The following is a 16,683-nucleotide window of genomic DNA, read 5'->3' on the forward strand; positions in this document are numbered from 1 at the left end:
TCTATCAAGAAAAACTAGACGGACGGTGCCTCATCCTTGTTCCAACTATAATAGCAATAAACAAGACTAAAGAATATAACCCATTTAACATCGTTAAAGAAATAGGCAGCCAGTCAAATAAATAAGAAGCTATATCGCAAGGTTTACTAGGTCGATCAGGCATTGACATAAAACGTGCATTTAAATCTTGAACATGAGAAGAGATTGAATAACATTCTGGCAATGGGCTTGGCCACCAACCTTGTTCAACCCCGATATGCAAAAAAGATAATGCCAAACTAGCCAATAAAACCAACGCAGCCAGATTAAAGATCAATCCGATAAAACGATTTTTAACGATAAAAACAAAAATACCAAATAAAATTAAAATACGATATGGCCACCGCTCCAACAAGCATAATCCACATGGAGCCATATTCCATATATTTTGGAAAAACCACGCCATAATAAGCGCAACCAGCCCTGATATAATCATCATCATTCCTAAAATAAATCGAATAGGCTGTTCCCGATGTCTGAACATAATCATTATCTTTCTATAATTTCAAGATTAATACTGTACAGTTTACTATAAAAACACCTGAACCAAATATCTTTAAGAAATAAAAACGAAATAAAAAAAGCTGGTTATTGTTTGTAATAACCAGCTTTGAATAAATTTAAGACACGTCTTATCAATGTTGAGAATGAATAGAATCTTCCAAAGATTTCTCTAAATCATCAGAAGATTGTCCACTTCCATTAACATCTGACTTTTGACCTGATGATGTACCCGTCGAAGGTTGCGCAACAAGAGGTTCTGAACCAACTGTACCCTCGCACTTTACCATACTGACATTATACAATGGATGCTCGAAAACAGAATCCCCTGGTTCAGCTGAAAAAATCCATGCAGCAAACGGATTAGTTGGCAATTTACTATCCACAATTTGTAAAAAAGCCGCATTATCAGGTGACAGTGCTGTGGGCCGTGTGATGCATCGTTTGACACTGATGGTTAAGGTTTTATATGTTTCAGTCCCCCCAACAGGAATTGTTAAAACAGTGGCTTCAGATTCAAGCTTGCTTAAAACGCGAATAACAGCTTTGGGTTGACTTAACCATGTATCTGCTGACACCGAAGAAGCGTTTGAAGAAGATGACTTCTTTTTTTCAGCATTTGCGTGATGATGAATGCCAACGTTCAGTATACAAGACGCCGCAACCAATAAAATCTTTTTCACACTACAGGACTCCGTAATTGGTCAATCATTTCCTTTAATACTGACCGCATAAATTGTTCATCAACCCCCATCAACATTGCATCTTCAAACGCATCTTGCATCATTTGCATTAATTCAACATGATTTTCAGTTAAAATTTTGATCTTCTCCTTGCAAATTACAGGCTTTTGATCGGTTTGTAGCCACATCAAGGAAGACAAATCCAATTGATCATTCGACTTAATCATACATACCCCCTTATTCTAAAGGAGCTATAGCTTTGTCATCGGTTGTATTTTTCTTATGATCATCCGATTTAGGTTTATTATCAGCAATAGAAAAGACGAATTTGCTTAAAAGTTCCTGCAAACTGATTGAACCTTGAGTATGAGACATAAACTGACCAGGTTTTAAGATACTCTCATCCCCACCAGGAGATAGGTCAATATATTTCCCCCCCAGCAAACTATCACTCGTAATGACAGCGGCAGTATCAACTGGTAATTGCAAGTCAGGACGCACAGTAAAAATGACAGTGGCTTTATAAGTCTTGGGATCAACGGTTTCCTCAATAACTTTACCTACGTTAACCCCAGCTAATTTAACATCTGATCCAATGTCTAGCCCATCAATATGCTCAAATGAAGCTTTCAAGGGATAGCCACTTACCCTTTCCTGACCATGACCAACAATTGCCAAAATAACCACTGTGATAAACGCAACAATCACAATAAATCCAACAATTATTTCAATAATCTGTCGTGTTTTGTTCGAAGTGGTAACCTGCATAATGATTTAATTTACCTATTCCCCAGGGGACCAGCTTTCATAATCACCCGTTGCTTTGGCACGTTTTCCACCAGCATAGTCACTGCCTTGAGGGTGGTATGCTGTTGCAGTTCCTGTAGGGTTGGCATGATATTCCGTTTGCCAAGGATGACGTTTAGATGCTGGCAAAGGTGCATCAGCTCCATGATGAAGCCATACCCACCATTCAGGAGGGACAACAGATGGATCGTCACCTTTGTTATAAATGACCCAACGCTCACGACGTTGTTCCCCACCGCCTAGACGGTTCAATTTGCGAGATTCATAATAAGACCGCCCGCCAGCATCCTTGCCGACCAAACGTCCCTTAAACATCGTGTGAAGGCGTGTTCCTAAAGTTGTCATGACTCTAATACATTAATATTTATATGAATAACGATTTACTCTTGTATAGAATTCTAAAAGTTAAAGATATACCCTTTTCACAAAAAAGCATAAAATCTTTCTCAATTTGAATCTATAAAAAACTAAATAGATATTTATCTATACAGGATGGACGTATAAAAATCAATTTTACGTATACTGGAATAGATATATCTTTCAACCACCGTAAATTAAAAATCTTTTAGTTTTTAATCAAAAGAAACTTAGAGAGAAATTTTATCCACAATATCCACTATATCCATAGGCGTGTATAATTTTTACATCGATATTATCCCTTATCTTCAGCCTCTAAACCGCTTAAACTATCAAGTATGAAAACACGACATCTTTGGAATGGCGTCCGGATGCGTAATCTGCGTACTGCGATTGATCCTGATGCACCTTTACACTCTGTTATGATCCCTGAAGATTGGGAAAATAACGCTGCAACAGCGATCCTTCAATTATGCCCAGAGCATTTGCTGGACGCATCCCCTATAAAAACGGACGTTTTAATAGCAAATTGGCTATTCCCTCTGTGCGAACAGGCAACCAATTTTACCGCGCAACATTGGGAATCCATCTTGTTATTAAAGCAAGCATGTCCCAACAGCGTCATTTGGAAAAACGATCCTGGTCAAAAACCAGGTATTGTTATCAATCTTGCCGCTTTTGCTTCGACTGAGACGGGGTTTAATGCTCAATCCTACCGACATGTCTTAGAGGTTGTAGCCGATACATTACGTGTTTTGCATCGACAGCAGGCTAATTTCATCAACGGTGAATTACCCTTTGCAGAATTGTCCCCCAATCATCAAAATGATTTAGAGAATCAACAGCTAGAATTTACAGCCCAACCCAGTGCTGGTATCATCTACCTTTCAAACCTTGACGCTTGTCTAGCACAGCTGGGTTACGACTATGACAGCGTCGACGGTAGGGATGTTGCATGTTGTCTTGCCTGTTTTGCAACACTTTTGGCAAATACAGGATGTGGTGCAGATTTCTTGCCCTTATCCCCAGACTGGAATGCATTGCCAGAATTGGCAACAACAGCAAAAGATATCTGGGCACTTGCTTCTGATGAACCACGCTCTCGCTTGGAACGAATCGACACCAGTTTTTCAACACCAGGTAACCCTGCAGATCTATTACTGGAATCAGAGTCCTGTGGCCTTGCCCCTATTTTTTCTTTGCTAAGGGAAGATGGCCTATTGGCTTTTAGTACTCTGGCAAGGTTAGCCCACAAAGGATTAACCTTAGAATCAGCACTAGCAGCAGCACTAGCTGGCGAAAGTATCATCCACCCCCCTTCAGCCCAAGCACATTACGCCATGCACCAAGCCTTGGCAGGGTTTGTTACTCATATGCCAGCACGTCCTAACCCGATTACCCATCCCTTGTCCTCTAAAACAACATTATGTAGGGGCGTAAAAAAACCTCTTCCTCCACGACGTAAGGGAATTACCCAAAAAGCCAGTATTGCCGGACGGGGTTTATTTTTACGAACAGGGGAATACGAAGATGGTACTTTAGGAGAAATTTCAATAACCCCTACCAAAGAAAATGCAATGGTCAAAGGACTACTAGAAAGCTTAAGCCAAGCGGTAAGCATCGGCTTGCAATATGGTGCCCCTTTAAAGGAATATGTCTCGACTTTTGCTTACAGTCGCTTTGGCGTTGCGGGAACTGTCGAAGGTGACCCGGGTGCATTATATGCCACCTCTTTTCTAGATTACAGTTTTAGGGCACTTTCTGATATTTATCTACATGAACCCTTGGCAGATGCACCCAACAATTTACACGCTAGTGATGAAGCCTTACCTATGCTACCCTTAGATTTACCCGATGAAGGTGAAAAACAAACTCCACCTCATCATCCTCGAAATAGTAAATTTAAACTGGTCAGTTAACTAAAGGAAACCATTATGTCCACCCCCGAAGAACGTCTTGAGGCTTTGAAAATTGTTCTACCCACCCCAGCCACCCCCGTGGCAAATTATGTACCAAGCGTAAAAACTGGAAATTGGTTGATTATTTCTGGGCAATTACCCTTGGTTCATAGCAAATTATTTGCCACAGGATTACTGGGGGATGAAGTTGATGTTGAAACCGGGGCCAAGGCTGCTAGATTTTGCATGATTAATATTTTAGCTCAAGCACGGGCTGCACTTGGCAGTCTTAACTATATTAATAAGCTGGTACGTTTGGGCGGTTTTGTCGCAAGCACCCCAACATTCACCCAACAAGCAGCAGTTATGAATGGTGCCTCTGATTTGGCTGTTGAGGTCTTTGGCCCAGCTGGGCAGCACGCACGTTCTGCTTTTGGCGTGGCATCATTGCCAATGAATGCTTGCGTTGAAGTCGAAGCATGGTTTGAATTCAACGCCTAGCCAATAAAATGACCAAGTAAAGACTACTTGGTCATTTCCATTATTCAGCTAACAAATCATCTGACTCATTTTCGTCAGACATCATGGCATCGCCAACAACCCCTGCCTTTTCACGAATACGTTGTTCAATACTGTGACTGACTTCTGGATTGTCTCGTAAAAACTGCTTTACGTTCTCGCGTCCTTGACCGATGCGTTGACTGTCATAAGAAAACCATGACCCAGCTTTCTCAACAATACCGGCCTTAACACCAAGATCAATTAATTCGCCCATTTTACTGATACCTTCACCATACATAATATCGAATTCTACTTGGCGGAACGGTGGGGCCATTTTATTTTTGACTACTTTGACACGAGTCTGATTTCCTGTGACCTCCTCTTTATCCTTAACTTGACCAATACGACGAATATCCAAACGTACAGAAGCATAGAATTTTAGCGCATTTCCACCAGTCGTTGTTTCTGGCGAACCAAACATGACACCAATCTTTTGACGAATCTGATTTAGAAATATCAAACAGGCATTTGAGCGTGAAACGGAACCAGTTAATTTTCTTAAAGCTTGGCTCATTAAACGTGCATGTAACCCAACATGGTTATCCCCCATGTCCCCCTCAAGCTCGGCACGGGGAACCAGTGCTGCCACACTATCAATAACCAATACATCAACTGCACCTGACCGTACTAACGTATCCGCAATTTCAAGTGCCTGCTCTCCTGCATCAGGTTGGGAAATAAGCAAATTATCAATATCTACGCCTAGTTTTCTGGCATAAATTGGATCCAAGGCATGCTCGGCATCGATAAATGCACAAGTTCCGCCCGTTTTCTGGGCTTCAGCAATGATATGCAACGCCATCGTTGTTTTACCAGAGCTTTCAGGTCCATAAATCTCAACAATACGTCCGCGTGGCACCCCACCAATGCCTAAACCTATATCCAGTCCAATTGATCCTGTTGATATCGCCTCAACTTGAACTGCGGGTTTTTCACCCATTTTCATAATGGAACCTTTACCAAAAGCGCGTTCAATCTGAGCTAATGCACCATCTAATGCTTTATTTTTATCCATTATCTTTAAAACCTTCTTTTTTATCAACAACCAAATATTACTTTGATTCTATTAACTTTTATCGCAAAAAAAACGTCACTTTCATTTTACCGAAAATGACGCATGAATCCATTATAAAATAAATATTTATCGACGACTGATCGCAAGACCCGATCCTGAAGGATCAGTATAAGCACGACAATAATTGCTATTTCCAGGCATACCTTCTTCACAGAACACAGCGTTTACCCGACCTTGGGGGGAATTGGGATGGGCAATGTCAATATTGTTTTTTCCATCTTTGGTATGGGTCAGCAATGTATTTAAAACTTCAGCACCTGCTGCTGCTGCCTCATTTTGTCCAGAAGCTGAAACCGCAGCCATAAAGCGATTTTTATATGTTGCGATCGCTGCAGTTAACAAAGGTTGTGGCACTGACTTAGGAGAAGCTGCCATAACAATCCCCGTTGTTCCAGCAATACGACCAGTACCAAATAAATTATTCATTGTTAATGCACAGGAGACAGCACCACCATTACGATCCATCACTGAAAATGAAGTCGATGCAGGTAGGGAAGGCAAATTACCACTACCAGCTTTGCCTTCATTTAACCAAGACTGCGCTTTATTTTCCTGAGCTAAAATATTTTTTTTATCAAAGGCCAAACCATTACTTGCTCGCCATTGCGCCACTGTCCCTTGAGATATTGCAGAGGCATTTCCTTTTCCATTACTTAGATTTCGCCACGCCATTGCCATGCCCAAACCACCATCAGCAGATGGAGAAACGAAATATACATTTTGTCCCTTAGCCATTACCACCGACAAAGCTGGGGCTTTTACAGGTAGGGCATTTCTAAACCCTTCGCCACTTAATCCACCCCCAGCGGCTTGCGCTCCAAGGGCATAGCTGTGCGCCAAAGATCCGATATACAAATCAGATACCCCAGAGGTAATTAATCGATCGTAAATAATTTTTAAACGGGGCTGATACAACATATCCCCTGCCTGCAATACTGTACCGTCTTTACGAGCAAAGATTTTTTGCATCGCGGCATCCAAAAATAAAGGTCCTTGTACAGCTGCCAAATCATTGGCAAAAATGTCAGATACCGTTACCCCATTTTGGGCCATATTTCCAATAAGGTGTAAAATATCGTTAATATCTGCTTTACCCTCACTAGCCTGTAGCAAATATAATCCACGTGCCATCATCGGAACGGCTGCGGGACGGTCGGCTTGCCCCTGAATTATGCCTGATTGGGGTAAAAATAGAAAGGATTGTGCCGGTTGACCAGGACGATACGCAATACAAGCACCCCCGCCCCCCAAGGACGCACGTGACGGCAATGTCACTGTTAAAGCAAAACCCAAAGCCGTTGCTGCGTCCGCTGCGTTACCACCACGAATTAAAACATCCCGCGCAATCATTGCTGCCTGAGGTTCGTCTGCTGCAACACTACCAACATAGCCAGTTACGCGATTGTTTAAATTTTTTGTTTTGATGGTTTTATGGCCAGTATGTTCGCCACCACATGCCGTCAATGATACAGCAACCATAGCACTGATAGCTACTTTACCTGCTTTTCTTAAGAAATTAGTATCGGTAATAAAATGATGAGCAGGCTTTTTCAAAAAGGTACATCCTTTTAATAAATAACGACTACGTAAACGATAAGAACGCTTTGACACGCGGTTGGTCTCCGATGAATCAGCAGAATTAACAAATATTTAGACTTACAGTTACAATTATTCACAGTAAGAATATAATTAATAACCGTTTTTTTATAACATAATAACCATAATACTGTATAATGTTATGTTGAATAATTATTTACTTTTTCTACCAGGAGAAACATTTATGAAAAAGTCGCCTTTTCAGCGCTACTTTCACATTCCTTTAACCGCCAGCTTGTTCTGTGGTGTTATGGTGACCCCACTTTCAGGGTATGCTCAAGATAATAGCAGTTTCACCCCTGAACAACACAAAGAAATTATTTCCACCGTGCGTCAGGCGCTTAAAAACGACCCTTCTATCCTGGAAGATGCCATTATTGCAGCACAACAAAAGAGAACAAAACAACGTACGGAAAGTGCTTCTAAAACTTTGGCTGAGAAGAAAAATGTTTTGATGAATGTTTTGCCAACAGACGGATTTATTGGCAATCCAAATGCTAAGAATACAATTGTAGAATTTTTTGACCCACGCTGTCCATATTGTAAGAAAATTCTTCCTGAACTGGTTCAACTCACCAAAGATGACAAAAATGTCCGCATTATTTTTAAAATTGTTCCTATTCTAGGGGAAAATAGTGTTTTACAGTCCAGAGCCATCGTCGCAGCAACTCGTCAAAATGGGTATGTTAGCATGATGAAAGCCATTATGGATTCAAAAGAAGAAATTACAGAAGACACAATTAAAACAATTGCTAAGCAACAAAAGCTGGATGCTGATCGTTTGATCCAAGATATGAAAGCGGCTTCTGTTACCAAAGCACTAGAGGATAATGTTCAGTTACTACGCGACTTGGGGATTGATGGTACGCCTGCACTGGTGATTAATGATAAAAAAATAATCCCTGGTGCCGTTAGTTATGAAACTTTAAAAACAATCTTACAAAAAGAAGGCAGGTAAAATTAAGTCGATTATAGGCTATTATCCTTAATAATAGCCTATCTTTCCTATCTACTATTTTAACAACAAAGCCCGCAATGCATTAACCATATCATCCATCATATCATCTGTGTGAAATGGATTAGGCGTTAAACGTAGTCGCTCTTTTCCCTTGGGGACAGTTGGATAGTTGATAGGCGTTGCATAAATTGCATATTCTTCTAGCAAACGTCTGCTAACCTCCTTACATAAATTAGCATCCCCAATCATCACAGGTACGATTTGGCTTTCCGTCTGAATAAAGGGAATACCAGCATCTTTTAATTTTTGCTGGAATGTATGAACGCGTTCGAACAATTTCTCACGTCGCCAGTTTTGTTCACGCACCAAACGTACACTAGCCAGTGCTGCTGCAACTACCGATGGAGGTAGTGACGTGGTGAAAATAAATCCTGATGCAGCTAATCTTAAATATTCGATAATATCCTTGTTGGCGGTAACGTATCCTCCGTGAACGCCGAATCCTTTTGCCAGTGTTCCTTCGATAATATCAACCTGGTCTGCGACCCCATCGCGCTCTGAAACACCACCGCCTTGTTTACCGTACAAACCAACGGCATGTACTTCATCCAAATACGTTAATGCATTGTATTTACGTGCCAACGCACATATTGCCCCTATATCAGCAATATCCCCGTCCATTGAATAAACACTTTCAAAAGCGATCATTTTTGGTGAATCTTTAGGAGCTGCAGCTAGTTTTGATTCCAAATCATTTAGATCGTTATGTTTAAAGATGATACAATCAGATCCTTTTGCCCCCTTGATTCCTGCAATCATTGACGCGTGATTTTGCTGATCAGAAAAGGTAATCCAGCCTCCAGACATACTGGTTAAAATTGTTTGTAAACTAGCCTGATTAGACACGTACCCAGAGACAAATAACAATCCAGCCTCTTTACCATGTAGATCTGCAAGCTCTGCTTCTAGTGCTACATGCAAAGGATGTGTTCCTGCTATATTGCGCGTTCCCCCGGCCCCTGCACCGTATTCCTGTATCGCGGTAATTGCGGCATTCATGACTTCGGGTTCGATACCCATCCCCAAGTAATCATTAGCAGACCATACAACAACCGGTCTTTCTGGTTGTTGTGGTGTGTCATTGTCATAAATCGGATAATGTGCAGATCGTCTGCTTAACGGTGTAAATCTACGATATCGCCCCTGTTGTTCAATGTCTTGTAATGCAGTTTTACAATATGCGTAAAAAGGGTGTGCAGATATCGTACGTTCTGTCACTTAAACTTACTCCTTAAATTCCGTACAGATTATTATAATATCAATCTAAAATCTTACGTCTGTGGATAATGATATGGTTTTTAAAAATTTGAAATTAATGAATATCGACCCGCACAACATTTTTTTGCACTGCCCCGTCTGCTTTGGCTGTTAATTGAACCTGTTCTGGTCTAGCACCAGCCTTAACAATGGCCTGTGCAACAGCCTGCCCATCTTGTTTCACAGTTTTTTGCAGTTGTTCTTGTTGTAAGGATGGTGTTTGTGCAACAGGCGTTACAATGGTCACAACAAATAAAGCATCTGCTTTTCTTTTCAACGCATCCCTAACCAAAATTGCTAAAGGCTTTGCCCATTGATCAGCAGGAGTACCCTGTACAATTTCGATTGGCGGGGCTGGCGGTGGTGGGGCTGGTGGGGCTGGCGGAACATAAGGTATAGGTTTGCGCCCTGCACTGGGATTAAACGTTCTTTGATCCACCAATTTACATGCGTTCAGGAAAAATAAACTGCTTAATATTATAAAAGTATTATAACGACGGGACATAATTTTATCTATTGCAAGGGGTTTATATAAATAACACCATAGGAAAACATTTTATAGTTTATCAAGTTATTTTCCTAATACTCATGCAAATTATATTCAAGATAAAATTGCATTACCCTTAAAATATAATATTTTAATAAAATTTTATAAAACGAACTACCACTATATAAAATAATAATATTTTATACAATCTTACCTATTAAAAAAAAACAATATATACTGCTACCTGAGTTACAATCTTTATCATTTATTAAAATACTTGTTGACAAGTTTGCAATATCGTTTTCACACTAGATTATTCGAAAATCAAAAAGGTTCTTTAAAATATGATAAATGCATTTTTAAAATTCCCGTCATCAAAAAAACGTGACTGATTTTCAAAAATTTAAGTATAATCTGTTAGGAACATAAACCTACATTTTTGTTTTTAAGTCTTTCTATAATCTATAATACTTTAAGGAGATTTTTATTATGGCTATTAAAGTTGCAATTAACGGTTTTGGTCGTATCGGTCGTTTGGTACTACGCAGCATCATCGAAACAGGCCGCACCGATGCCGAAGTTGTTTTAATTAACGATCTAGGAAGCCCAGAAGCAAACGCACATCTTCTTACCTATGATACGGTTCATGGTCGTCTTCCTGCTGATGTTACTGTTACAGATAACACTATGACCATTAAAACCCATGCTGGTCGTACCATTGGCCCCATCAAAATCACCGCAGAAAGAGACCCAAGCAAATTACCCCTACAAGGTGTGGATGTTGCTATGGAATGTACGGGTCTGTTCACAAATAAGGCAGCCGCTGGTGAATTATTAAAAGCAGGTGCTCGCAAAGTATTAATCTCTGCCCCTGGTAAAGAAGTCGATGCAACCGTTGTATATGGTGTTAACCAAAATGTTATCACCAGTGACATGACTGTCATTTCCAACGCTTCTTGTACAACAAACTGCTTGGCCCCAATTGCCAAAGTATTGCAAGACACTGTTGGTATCGAATTTGGTAGCATGATTACCATCCACTCATACACAGGTGACCAACGTACTGTTGATACATTACACAAAGATCTACACCGCGCACGTGCTGCTGCACAAAATATTATTCCAACGACTACAGGTGCTGCAAAAGCCGTTGCATTGGTTATTCCTGAATTAAAAGGCAAACTAGACGGTATTGCTATTCGTGTTCCAACCCCTAACGTTTCTTATGTTGCATTAGAATTCGTTCCAAGCAAAATCCCTGCTTCTATTGAAGAATTAAATGCTTATTTCAAAAAGGCAGCTGAAGGTCCATTAAAGGGAATCTTGGGTTATAATGACAAACCATTGGTAAGCTCTGACTTCAATCACTGCTACAATTCTTCTACATTCGATGCAACTCAAACAGGGTTTATTGATGGTGGTAAAATGATCCGCGTTGCAGGTTGGTATGATAACGAATGGGGTTTCTCAACCCGTATGACTGATACAGCAGTTATTTTAGGAAGCAAATAACAATGGTTGATCAAAAAGCATTTAAAACGCTTGATGATCTTGATTGTAAAGGTAAAAAAGTACTATTACGTGGGGACTTAAATGTTCCCACCCATGATGGTAAAATTACCGATACAACAAGATTGGAACGTTTAGCCCCTACGATCCAAGAATTGGTGAAAAAGGGTGCAAAAGTCATCATTTGCAGTCACTTTGCCCGTCCAAAGGGGAAAGTGGTTCCTGAAATGTCTTTAAGACCTGTTGGTCAATCATTGGCCCACATCTTAAATCTGCCCGTTGCATTTGCGGATAATTGTATTGGCCCAGATGCCAAAAAAGCAGTCGATGCGTTAAAAGACGGTGACATTTTGTTACTGGAAAATACCCGCTTCCACGCTGGTGAAGAAAAGAACGATCCAACATTATCAAAAGAATTGGCTGCGTTGGCTGACATCTATGTTGATGATGCGTTTTCTGCATCTCATCGTGCCCATGCCTCAACAGAGGGGGTTACAAAATACCTTCCTTCTTTTGCGGGGCGTTTAATGGAAACAGAACTGAATGCATTAAACCGCGCGTTAGAAAACCCAAAACGCCCAGTAGGTGCCATCGTTGGTGGATCGAAAATATCTACTAAATTGGATCTACTTTCCAATATGATCAGCAAAGTTGACGTATTGGTTATTGGTGGTGCAATGGCGAATACTTTCCTCGCTGCTCAAGGCGTTAAAGTTGGCAAATCATTGCAAGAAGCGGAAATGCATGACACCGCACGCAATATTATGGCAACGGCCAAGGAAAAGGGTTGTAAGATTCTGCTTCCTGTCGATGTTGTTGTTGCTGCTGAATTAAAAAATGATCCAGCAACCAAAATCGTAGATGTCAATGCGGTTCCTGATGACCAAATGATTTTAGATGTTGGGCCAAAAACCGTAGAATTGTTGAATAAAACCCTAACTGAACTGAAAACTTTGGTTTGGAACGGTCCTTTAGGTGCATTTGAATTCACCCCATTTGACAAAGCAACCAATGCAGTGGCTCAAGAAGCTGCCAAATTAACCAAAGCTGGCAAACTGGAAAGTGTTGCTGGTGGTGGGGATACCGTTTCTGCGTTAAAACATGCGGGTGTTATTCATGACATGTCCTATGTCTCTACCGCTGGCGGTGCCTTCCTTGAATGGCTGGAAGGTAAAGCACTTCCCGGTATTGTTGCTTTGACAACATTGGCACGGGAAACTATTCCTTTGTAGGATATAAAAAGAGGGCGATTTATTCGCCCTCTTTTTATAGATAGTATAATCATTGATAAGATTCTTCACAAATATCTGCTATGTTAGCAATAACTTTTTTAAACATTACCTGTCATATAAAAAAACTAATAAGTTTGTTACAAACATAACGGTATTATAAATTCTTCATTCCCCAAAAATCGACTAATATTTCAAATGTATGCTCCAACGTTTTCTTAATTTTACAAGATAAACTAAAGCAAACTAAGTTGTATTTACAAAGTATACTCATAAGTGTGCATAGCACTACATAATTACCTTATTACAATACACAATATTCTAACTAGTTTGCACAATGATATTTGTAGTTACTACTTTCTACAATATTTTGCCAATGTTCATTCATTTTACATTTGAAACCTATATCATCAAATTCGAATGATAAAAGATTTATTGACAACATGTTGTCATTTTATTAAACAATATCATCATGACAATGCAAAATAAAATTATTATTGGACTGTTCAGGGCTTATCACGATGTCAACCTGATTGGTGATAGATTAGCCTCTCAACACGGTTTAACAACATCAAAATGGAAGGTATTAGGCGCAATAAGACTCGAAAATAAACCGTTAACCGTGCCGTATATCGCACGTATGATGGGTTTGACACGCCAGGCCGTACAACGAACTATTGATGAGTTATTAAAACTTGAATATGTCCAACAACTTCATAATCCTGCCCATAGAAAATCATCTTTATTTCAATTAACAAGACTTGGTGTGAAAGCCTTTGATACAATCAATATAGAGTGGAAAAAAATGGCAGATAATATTTTTAAAAATCTAAATATTCATGACATTGATAGCACAATAAAAAGTCTGACCCACATCATCATCGCAATTGAAAATATGAAATGACAAAGAAATACACTCTGTCCTTTATTCACCGTATTGCTGGAATAACAGCCTTAATTATTTTACTAATTTTTTGGTTTTCAACAGTTACAACTGAATTAAGTGGCCATTTAAACTTTATAAAAAATGTTAAAATTTTAATCCCTTATGGCTTTATTTTTCTTATTCCTGCATTAATTATTGTAAGTGGAACAGGATCTAAAATGGCAGGAAAAATAAATAATCCAGCTATTCATCATAAGAAAAAACGTATGCCTTTTATTGCATTAAATGGTCTTATTATCTTGATTCCATGTGCATTATATTTGCGTTATCTTGCTGTTCACGAACATCTTGATTTTACTTTCTTCCTTATTCAAATAGTCGAGTTAATTGCAGGTGGCGTTAACATCACCCTATTAATGTTAAATGTTCTAGCTGGAATAAATTTGTCTAAAAATAAACAGCGTAAATTGTCCATGTGATTATTATTTTTAAAGTACATTTATAACTAACGGATCATAATATGTTTGATGCTAGAAATCGATATAGTTGTATTGAGTAACAGAAAATAAAAAACAACTGACATGATCTAATGACTTTTGTCCTTTTAAATCATTTTCAGATGCAATTACCACTGGTGTTATCCCCCTGGCTTGCAATGCTTGTTCCAACAATCGATTGAAATTAGTCGTAATAATGACTTTGATAAATACACCTTTGACTAATTTTACAATTGCATGGTGGGCATCAATGAGAACCTTTAATCCTTTTTTCATAATCTTTTTTGAAAGGTTCGATACCACTCCGCCCAATAATTATCTCTACCTTCATCGGATTCACAATCAAGCTCCATTTCCTCTTTTGCTGTGGCATAACGTGCAATTAGATCACACGTGCCCCATCCCGTCATAATACCTGATGATCTGGAAATGCCTGACCCTACTAATATTGCATACATTTTTTTATTAGACTGAATTGTGAATGCTAATTTTATTGACGTATCTTCACCAAAATGATCCTTTCTAACATCCTTTCTGACAGTGAAGTCATTATTCAATCGTACATATTAAAGCACACCCTTATCCAACAAAAGCAGCAACTAATATCAAATTATTTAAAGATAAAATAAGCAGATTAAAAAAACTACTTTTTTGAACCAGTTATAGACAAGTAAAAAAGCCTTACAGTAACAACTATAAGGCCATTTTAATAAGGCTCACAAAAACTTCTAAACGTAATTTGAATCTATGCTACTCTACAAATTAAAGGTGTTTTTCCAACTTCAGTTCTATGTATCAAAACAGAATCTGGCGGCACGCACGACAATCTAAACCGACAATTATTTTTTATAAAAGCTGACTTCTGATAATCCGAGAATTTAGCCTTAGATGCAAATAAACCACTTAGCATTGCCTCGGTTATTGTTATTTGTACAGTACTGTCGTTGCAAATCTGTTTGTAATCTGCGTAATTATTGGTTGCTATCACTAAATGCACATCATTTCCCTGCTGGTTGACGTGCAATTGATAGATGTCTGCAATTTTATTTAAATCAACGATATTCGCATCCTTTAAATTCTGAGCGATAATCGGCAATGCGTGCGGAACATAAAATGCCGTACTTGCAATCGTAATAAAATCATCACTGCGTCCTACATATTCGAACTGCATTGAATTCAAAGAATGTGTCTTCAAATTTGACCTTCTTATCACGCGATCTCCTAATTTATATCTTAAGACGGGGGCTTCATTCGCAAATAACCTTGTTACGACCAAGTCGCCTTCTTCCCCCTCTTGAACCCAACGGCCATTTTCGTCAACAATTTCAATTAAATGTAATCCGGGTACGGCGGTTAAAATATTACTATTTTCGTCTAGTTGCAGGCCAATGGTTTCGGCTTGGGTAGCAGCAAAGAAACTCAATATCAATAAATTAGGATAAGCACACCTTAGATCATCTTTTACCTTTTGAGGTAATAAGCCACTACCATATAAAACCAATCGCAACTCTTGTTTTTGCTGATTGGTCAACGAATTGGCATATGGCACCAAAGCGGCAATATCATTAACAATACCCATCAATACTTTTTGTCCTGGGTTGTTCATAATACGTTGATACGTATTACAAGACATCGGACCAATACCTAAATAATTTATATTAGGAATTTCTTGTAATAACCCACCAACCATAGTGCCACTGCTCCATAATTGGTTATCTGCTAATGTTGTTCCAACCCAACATGCTTGTTTGGCATCCATATAAGGTTCAATAATATGTTGCCCAATAAATGTGCCAGCCCTTTTGTAAGTATCTAATAACTCTTGTCGAGAATACACAATCTCGGAGGCACGACCAGAAGCTGTACCACCACTATTGGCAATTTGAAATCCACCTCTTTCCACTGGAACGACCATTCCAATACGTTTATCCGCAAAGAGATCTGTAAAAACTTCTTTATTAGTGACGGGGATAGACATAAACGCTTCAAAAGACGTTATTGGATCAGTACCAACAACGTTATTTATACGATCCTTCCAAACGGGGTTCGTTCGACATATCTCTACCAATTGTGTTATTCGCCTTAAGACAACGGCCTCTTGGACATTAATATCAAGCGCATCAAAAGATGTTCCTGTTATTGTTTGTGAAAAATTTAAACGTGACAGAAACGTAGGTAATTGTAAAATCTCATCTATATTTTTTGGGTATAGCAACGATTCAGGAATAACAGTTTCTAATATTTCTTGAACAGAATTTGTGATAGGCATAATATATTCTTTGT

The 16,683-nt window shown here is 39.1% G+C and carries 19 protein-coding genes; 7 read left to right on the forward strand and 12 right to left on the reverse strand.

The annotated features are described in order from the left end of the window. Positions 1–4: 4 nt before the first annotated feature. The 5 genes from QJV27_RS05770 to QJV27_RS05790 form a co-directional block, all read right to left on the reverse strand. Positions 5–523 carry a disulfide bond formation protein B gene (locus QJV27_RS05770; RefSeq protein WP_281447999.1) on the reverse strand — a complete coding sequence of 173 codons (519 nt, stop codon included), beginning with the start codon at positions 521–523 and terminating at the stop codon, positions 5–7. Positions 524–674: 151 nt separating this feature from the next. Then, on the reverse strand, positions 675–1,223 hold the full coding sequence (locus tag QJV27_RS05775; RefSeq protein WP_281448000.1) for a DUF2155 domain-containing protein: 549 nt from the start codon (positions 1,221–1,223) through the stop codon (positions 675–677). Beyond that, a complete protein-coding gene (locus tag QJV27_RS05780; RefSeq protein WP_281448001.1) occupies positions 1,220–1,450 on the reverse strand; it encodes a hypothetical protein in 231 nt (76 codons plus the stop codon). Before QJV27_RS05780 ends, QJV27_RS05775 begins: the two co-directional genes overlap by 4 nt. Before the next feature lie 10 nt (positions 1,451–1,460). After that, complete coding sequence (gene mlaD / locus QJV27_RS05785; RefSeq protein ID WP_281448002.1) at positions 1,461–1,991, reverse strand: outer membrane lipid asymmetry maintenance protein MlaD; 531 nt, start codon at positions 1,989–1,991, stop codon at positions 1,461–1,463. 15 nt (positions 1,992–2,006) lie between these two features. Beyond that, a complete protein-coding gene (locus QJV27_RS05790) occupies positions 2,007–2,375 on the reverse strand; it encodes an NADH-ubiquinone oxidoreductase subunit NDUFA12 family protein (protein ID WP_281448003.1) in 369 nt (122 codons plus the stop codon). 383 nt (positions 2,376–2,758) lie between these two features. Between QJV27_RS05790 and QJV27_RS05795 the strand changes: the two genes are divergently transcribed. Further along, positions 2,759–4,306 carry a TSCPD domain-containing protein gene (locus tag QJV27_RS05795; RefSeq protein WP_281448004.1) on the forward strand — a complete coding sequence of 516 codons (1,548 nt, stop codon included), beginning with the start codon at positions 2,759–2,761 and terminating at the stop codon, positions 4,304–4,306. A 15-nt stretch (positions 4,307–4,321) separates the two neighbouring features. Beyond that, positions 4,322–4,786 (forward strand): RidA family protein, encoded by a 465-nt coding sequence (locus tag QJV27_RS05800; RefSeq protein WP_281448005.1) that lies wholly within the window; start codon positions 4,322–4,324, stop codon positions 4,784–4,786. Between the two features lie 40 nt (positions 4,787–4,826). Here QJV27_RS05800 and recA read toward each other — a convergent pair whose 3' ends face one another. Then, positions 4,827–5,861 carry a recombinase RecA gene (recA, locus tag QJV27_RS05805; protein WP_281448006.1) on the reverse strand — a complete coding sequence of 345 codons (1,035 nt, stop codon included), beginning with the start codon at positions 5,859–5,861 and terminating at the stop codon, positions 4,827–4,829. A 126-nt stretch (positions 5,862–5,987) separates the two neighbouring features. Continuing rightward, complete coding sequence (locus tag QJV27_RS05810; protein ID WP_281448007.1) at positions 5,988–7,532, reverse strand: gamma-glutamyltransferase; 1,545 nt, start codon at positions 7,530–7,532, stop codon at positions 5,988–5,990. Between the two features lie 169 nt (positions 7,533–7,701). Between QJV27_RS05810 and QJV27_RS05815 the strand changes: the two genes are divergently transcribed. Continuing rightward, positions 7,702–8,475, forward strand: a complete 774-nt coding sequence (locus tag QJV27_RS05815; RefSeq protein WP_281448008.1) for a DsbA family protein — start codon at positions 7,702–7,704, stop codon at positions 8,473–8,475. Positions 8,476–8,529: 54 nt separating this feature from the next. Here the strand turns inward: QJV27_RS05815 and hemA are convergent, their stop codons facing one another. Then, complete coding sequence (hemA, locus tag QJV27_RS05820; RefSeq protein WP_281448009.1) at positions 8,530–9,753, reverse strand: 5-aminolevulinate synthase; 1,224 nt, start codon at positions 9,751–9,753, stop codon at positions 8,530–8,532. Positions 9,754–9,847: 94 nt separating this feature from the next. Continuing rightward, positions 9,848–10,297, reverse strand: coding sequence for a hypothetical protein (locus tag QJV27_RS05825; RefSeq protein WP_281448010.1), 450 nt, complete (start codon positions 10,295–10,297; stop codon positions 9,848–9,850). A 471-nt stretch (positions 10,298–10,768) separates the two neighbouring features. On the opposite strand from QJV27_RS05825, the gene gap reads away from it, so the two are divergent. The 4 genes from gap to QJV27_RS05845 all read left to right on the forward strand — a co-directional run bounded on the left by gap (position 10,769) and on the right by QJV27_RS05845 (position 14,382). Next, a complete protein-coding gene (gap, locus tag QJV27_RS05830) occupies positions 10,769–11,791 on the forward strand; it encodes a type I glyceraldehyde-3-phosphate dehydrogenase (RefSeq protein WP_281448011.1) in 1,023 nt (340 codons plus the stop codon). A 2-nt stretch (positions 11,792–11,793) separates the two neighbouring features. Continuing rightward, positions 11,794–13,020, forward strand: a complete 1,227-nt coding sequence (locus tag QJV27_RS05835) for a phosphoglycerate kinase (RefSeq protein ID WP_281448012.1) — start codon at positions 11,794–11,796, stop codon at positions 13,018–13,020. 469 nt (positions 13,021–13,489) lie between these two features. Then, positions 13,490–13,921, forward strand: coding sequence for a MarR family winged helix-turn-helix transcriptional regulator (locus QJV27_RS05840; protein ID WP_281448013.1), 432 nt, complete (start codon positions 13,490–13,492; stop codon positions 13,919–13,921). After that, positions 13,918–14,382, forward strand: coding sequence for a hypothetical protein (locus QJV27_RS05845; RefSeq protein WP_281448014.1), 465 nt, complete (start codon positions 13,918–13,920; stop codon positions 14,380–14,382). Before QJV27_RS05840 ends, QJV27_RS05845 begins: the two co-directional genes overlap by 4 nt. A 51-nt stretch (positions 14,383–14,433) precedes the next feature. On the opposite strand, the gene QJV27_RS05850 is transcribed toward QJV27_RS05845, so the two are convergent. From QJV27_RS05850 to QJV27_RS05860, 3 genes are all read right to left on the reverse strand, one after another. Further along, on the reverse strand, positions 14,434–14,676 hold the full coding sequence (locus QJV27_RS05850; protein ID WP_281448015.1) for a hypothetical protein: 243 nt from the start codon (positions 14,674–14,676) through the stop codon (positions 14,434–14,436). Next, the gene (locus QJV27_RS05855) at positions 14,673–14,957 is read right to left on the reverse strand and encodes a hypothetical protein (protein WP_281448016.1); all 285 of its coding nucleotides are present in this window, start codon (positions 14,955–14,957) and stop codon (positions 14,673–14,675) included. The genes QJV27_RS05850 and QJV27_RS05855 overlap by 4 nt, the downstream gene beginning before the upstream one ends. 188 nt (positions 14,958–15,145) lie before the next feature. Continuing rightward, positions 15,146–16,669: a phenylacetate--CoA ligase family protein gene (locus tag QJV27_RS05860; protein ID WP_281448017.1), complete on the reverse strand. Its 1,524-nt coding sequence runs from the start codon at positions 16,667–16,669 to the stop codon at positions 15,146–15,148. Positions 16,670–16,683: the final 14 nt, after the last annotated feature.

Origin of the sequence: Commensalibacter oyaizuii (genome assembly GCF_029953265.1) — a bacterium.
Classification (GTDB): domain Bacteria; phylum Pseudomonadota; class Alphaproteobacteria; order Acetobacterales; family Acetobacteraceae; genus Commensalibacter; species Commensalibacter oyaizuii.

What these genes read in the sequence shown, in the direction of transcription:
- QJV27_RS05800 (WP_281448005.1), top strand. Translation starts at nt 4,322, where the DNA reads ATGTCCACCCCCGAAGAACGTCTTGAGGCTTTGAAAATTGTTCTACCC.
- QJV27_RS05860 (WP_281448017.1), bottom strand. Translation starts at nt 16,669, where the DNA reads ATGCCTATCACAAATTCTGTTCAAGAAATATTAGAAACTGTTATTCCT.
- QJV27_RS05770 (WP_281447999.1), bottom strand. Translation starts at nt 523, where the DNA reads ATGTTCAGACATCGGGAACAGCCTATTCGATTTATTTTAGGAATGATG.
- gap (WP_281448011.1), top strand. Translation starts at nt 10,769, where the DNA reads ATGGCTATTAAAGTTGCAATTAACGGTTTTGGTCGTATCGGTCGTTTG.
- QJV27_RS05825 (WP_281448010.1), bottom strand. Translation starts at nt 10,297, where the DNA reads ATGTCCCGTCGTTATAATACTTTTATAATATTAAGCAGTTTATTTTTC.
- QJV27_RS05835 (WP_281448012.1), top strand. Translation starts at nt 11,794, where the DNA reads ATGGTTGATCAAAAAGCATTTAAAACGCTTGATGATCTTGATTGTAAA.
- QJV27_RS05780 (WP_281448001.1), bottom strand. Translation starts at nt 1,450, where the DNA reads ATGATTAAGTCGAATGATCAATTGGATTTGTCTTCCTTGATGTGGCTA.
- QJV27_RS05840 (WP_281448013.1), top strand. Translation starts at nt 13,490, where the DNA reads ATGACAATGCAAAATAAAATTATTATTGGACTGTTCAGGGCTTATCAC.
- QJV27_RS05850 (WP_281448015.1), bottom strand. Translation starts at nt 14,676, where the DNA reads ATGAAAAAAGGATTAAAGGTTCTCATTGATGCCCACCATGCAATTGTA.
- QJV27_RS05790 (WP_281448003.1), bottom strand. Translation starts at nt 2,375, where the DNA reads ATGACAACTTTAGGAACACGCCTTCACACGATGTTTAAGGGACGTTTG.
- QJV27_RS05815 (WP_281448008.1), top strand. Translation starts at nt 7,702, where the DNA reads ATGAAAAAGTCGCCTTTTCAGCGCTACTTTCACATTCCTTTAACCGCC.
- mlaD (WP_281448002.1), bottom strand. Translation starts at nt 1,991, where the DNA reads ATGCAGGTTACCACTTCGAACAAAACACGACAGATTATTGAAATAATT.
- QJV27_RS05845 (WP_281448014.1), top strand. Translation starts at nt 13,918, where the DNA reads ATGACAAAGAAATACACTCTGTCCTTTATTCACCGTATTGCTGGAATA.
- QJV27_RS05795 (WP_281448004.1), top strand. Translation starts at nt 2,759, where the DNA reads ATGCGTAATCTGCGTACTGCGATTGATCCTGATGCACCTTTACACTCT.
- recA (WP_281448006.1), bottom strand. Translation starts at nt 5,861, where the DNA reads ATGGATAAAAATAAAGCATTAGATGGTGCATTAGCTCAGATTGAACGC.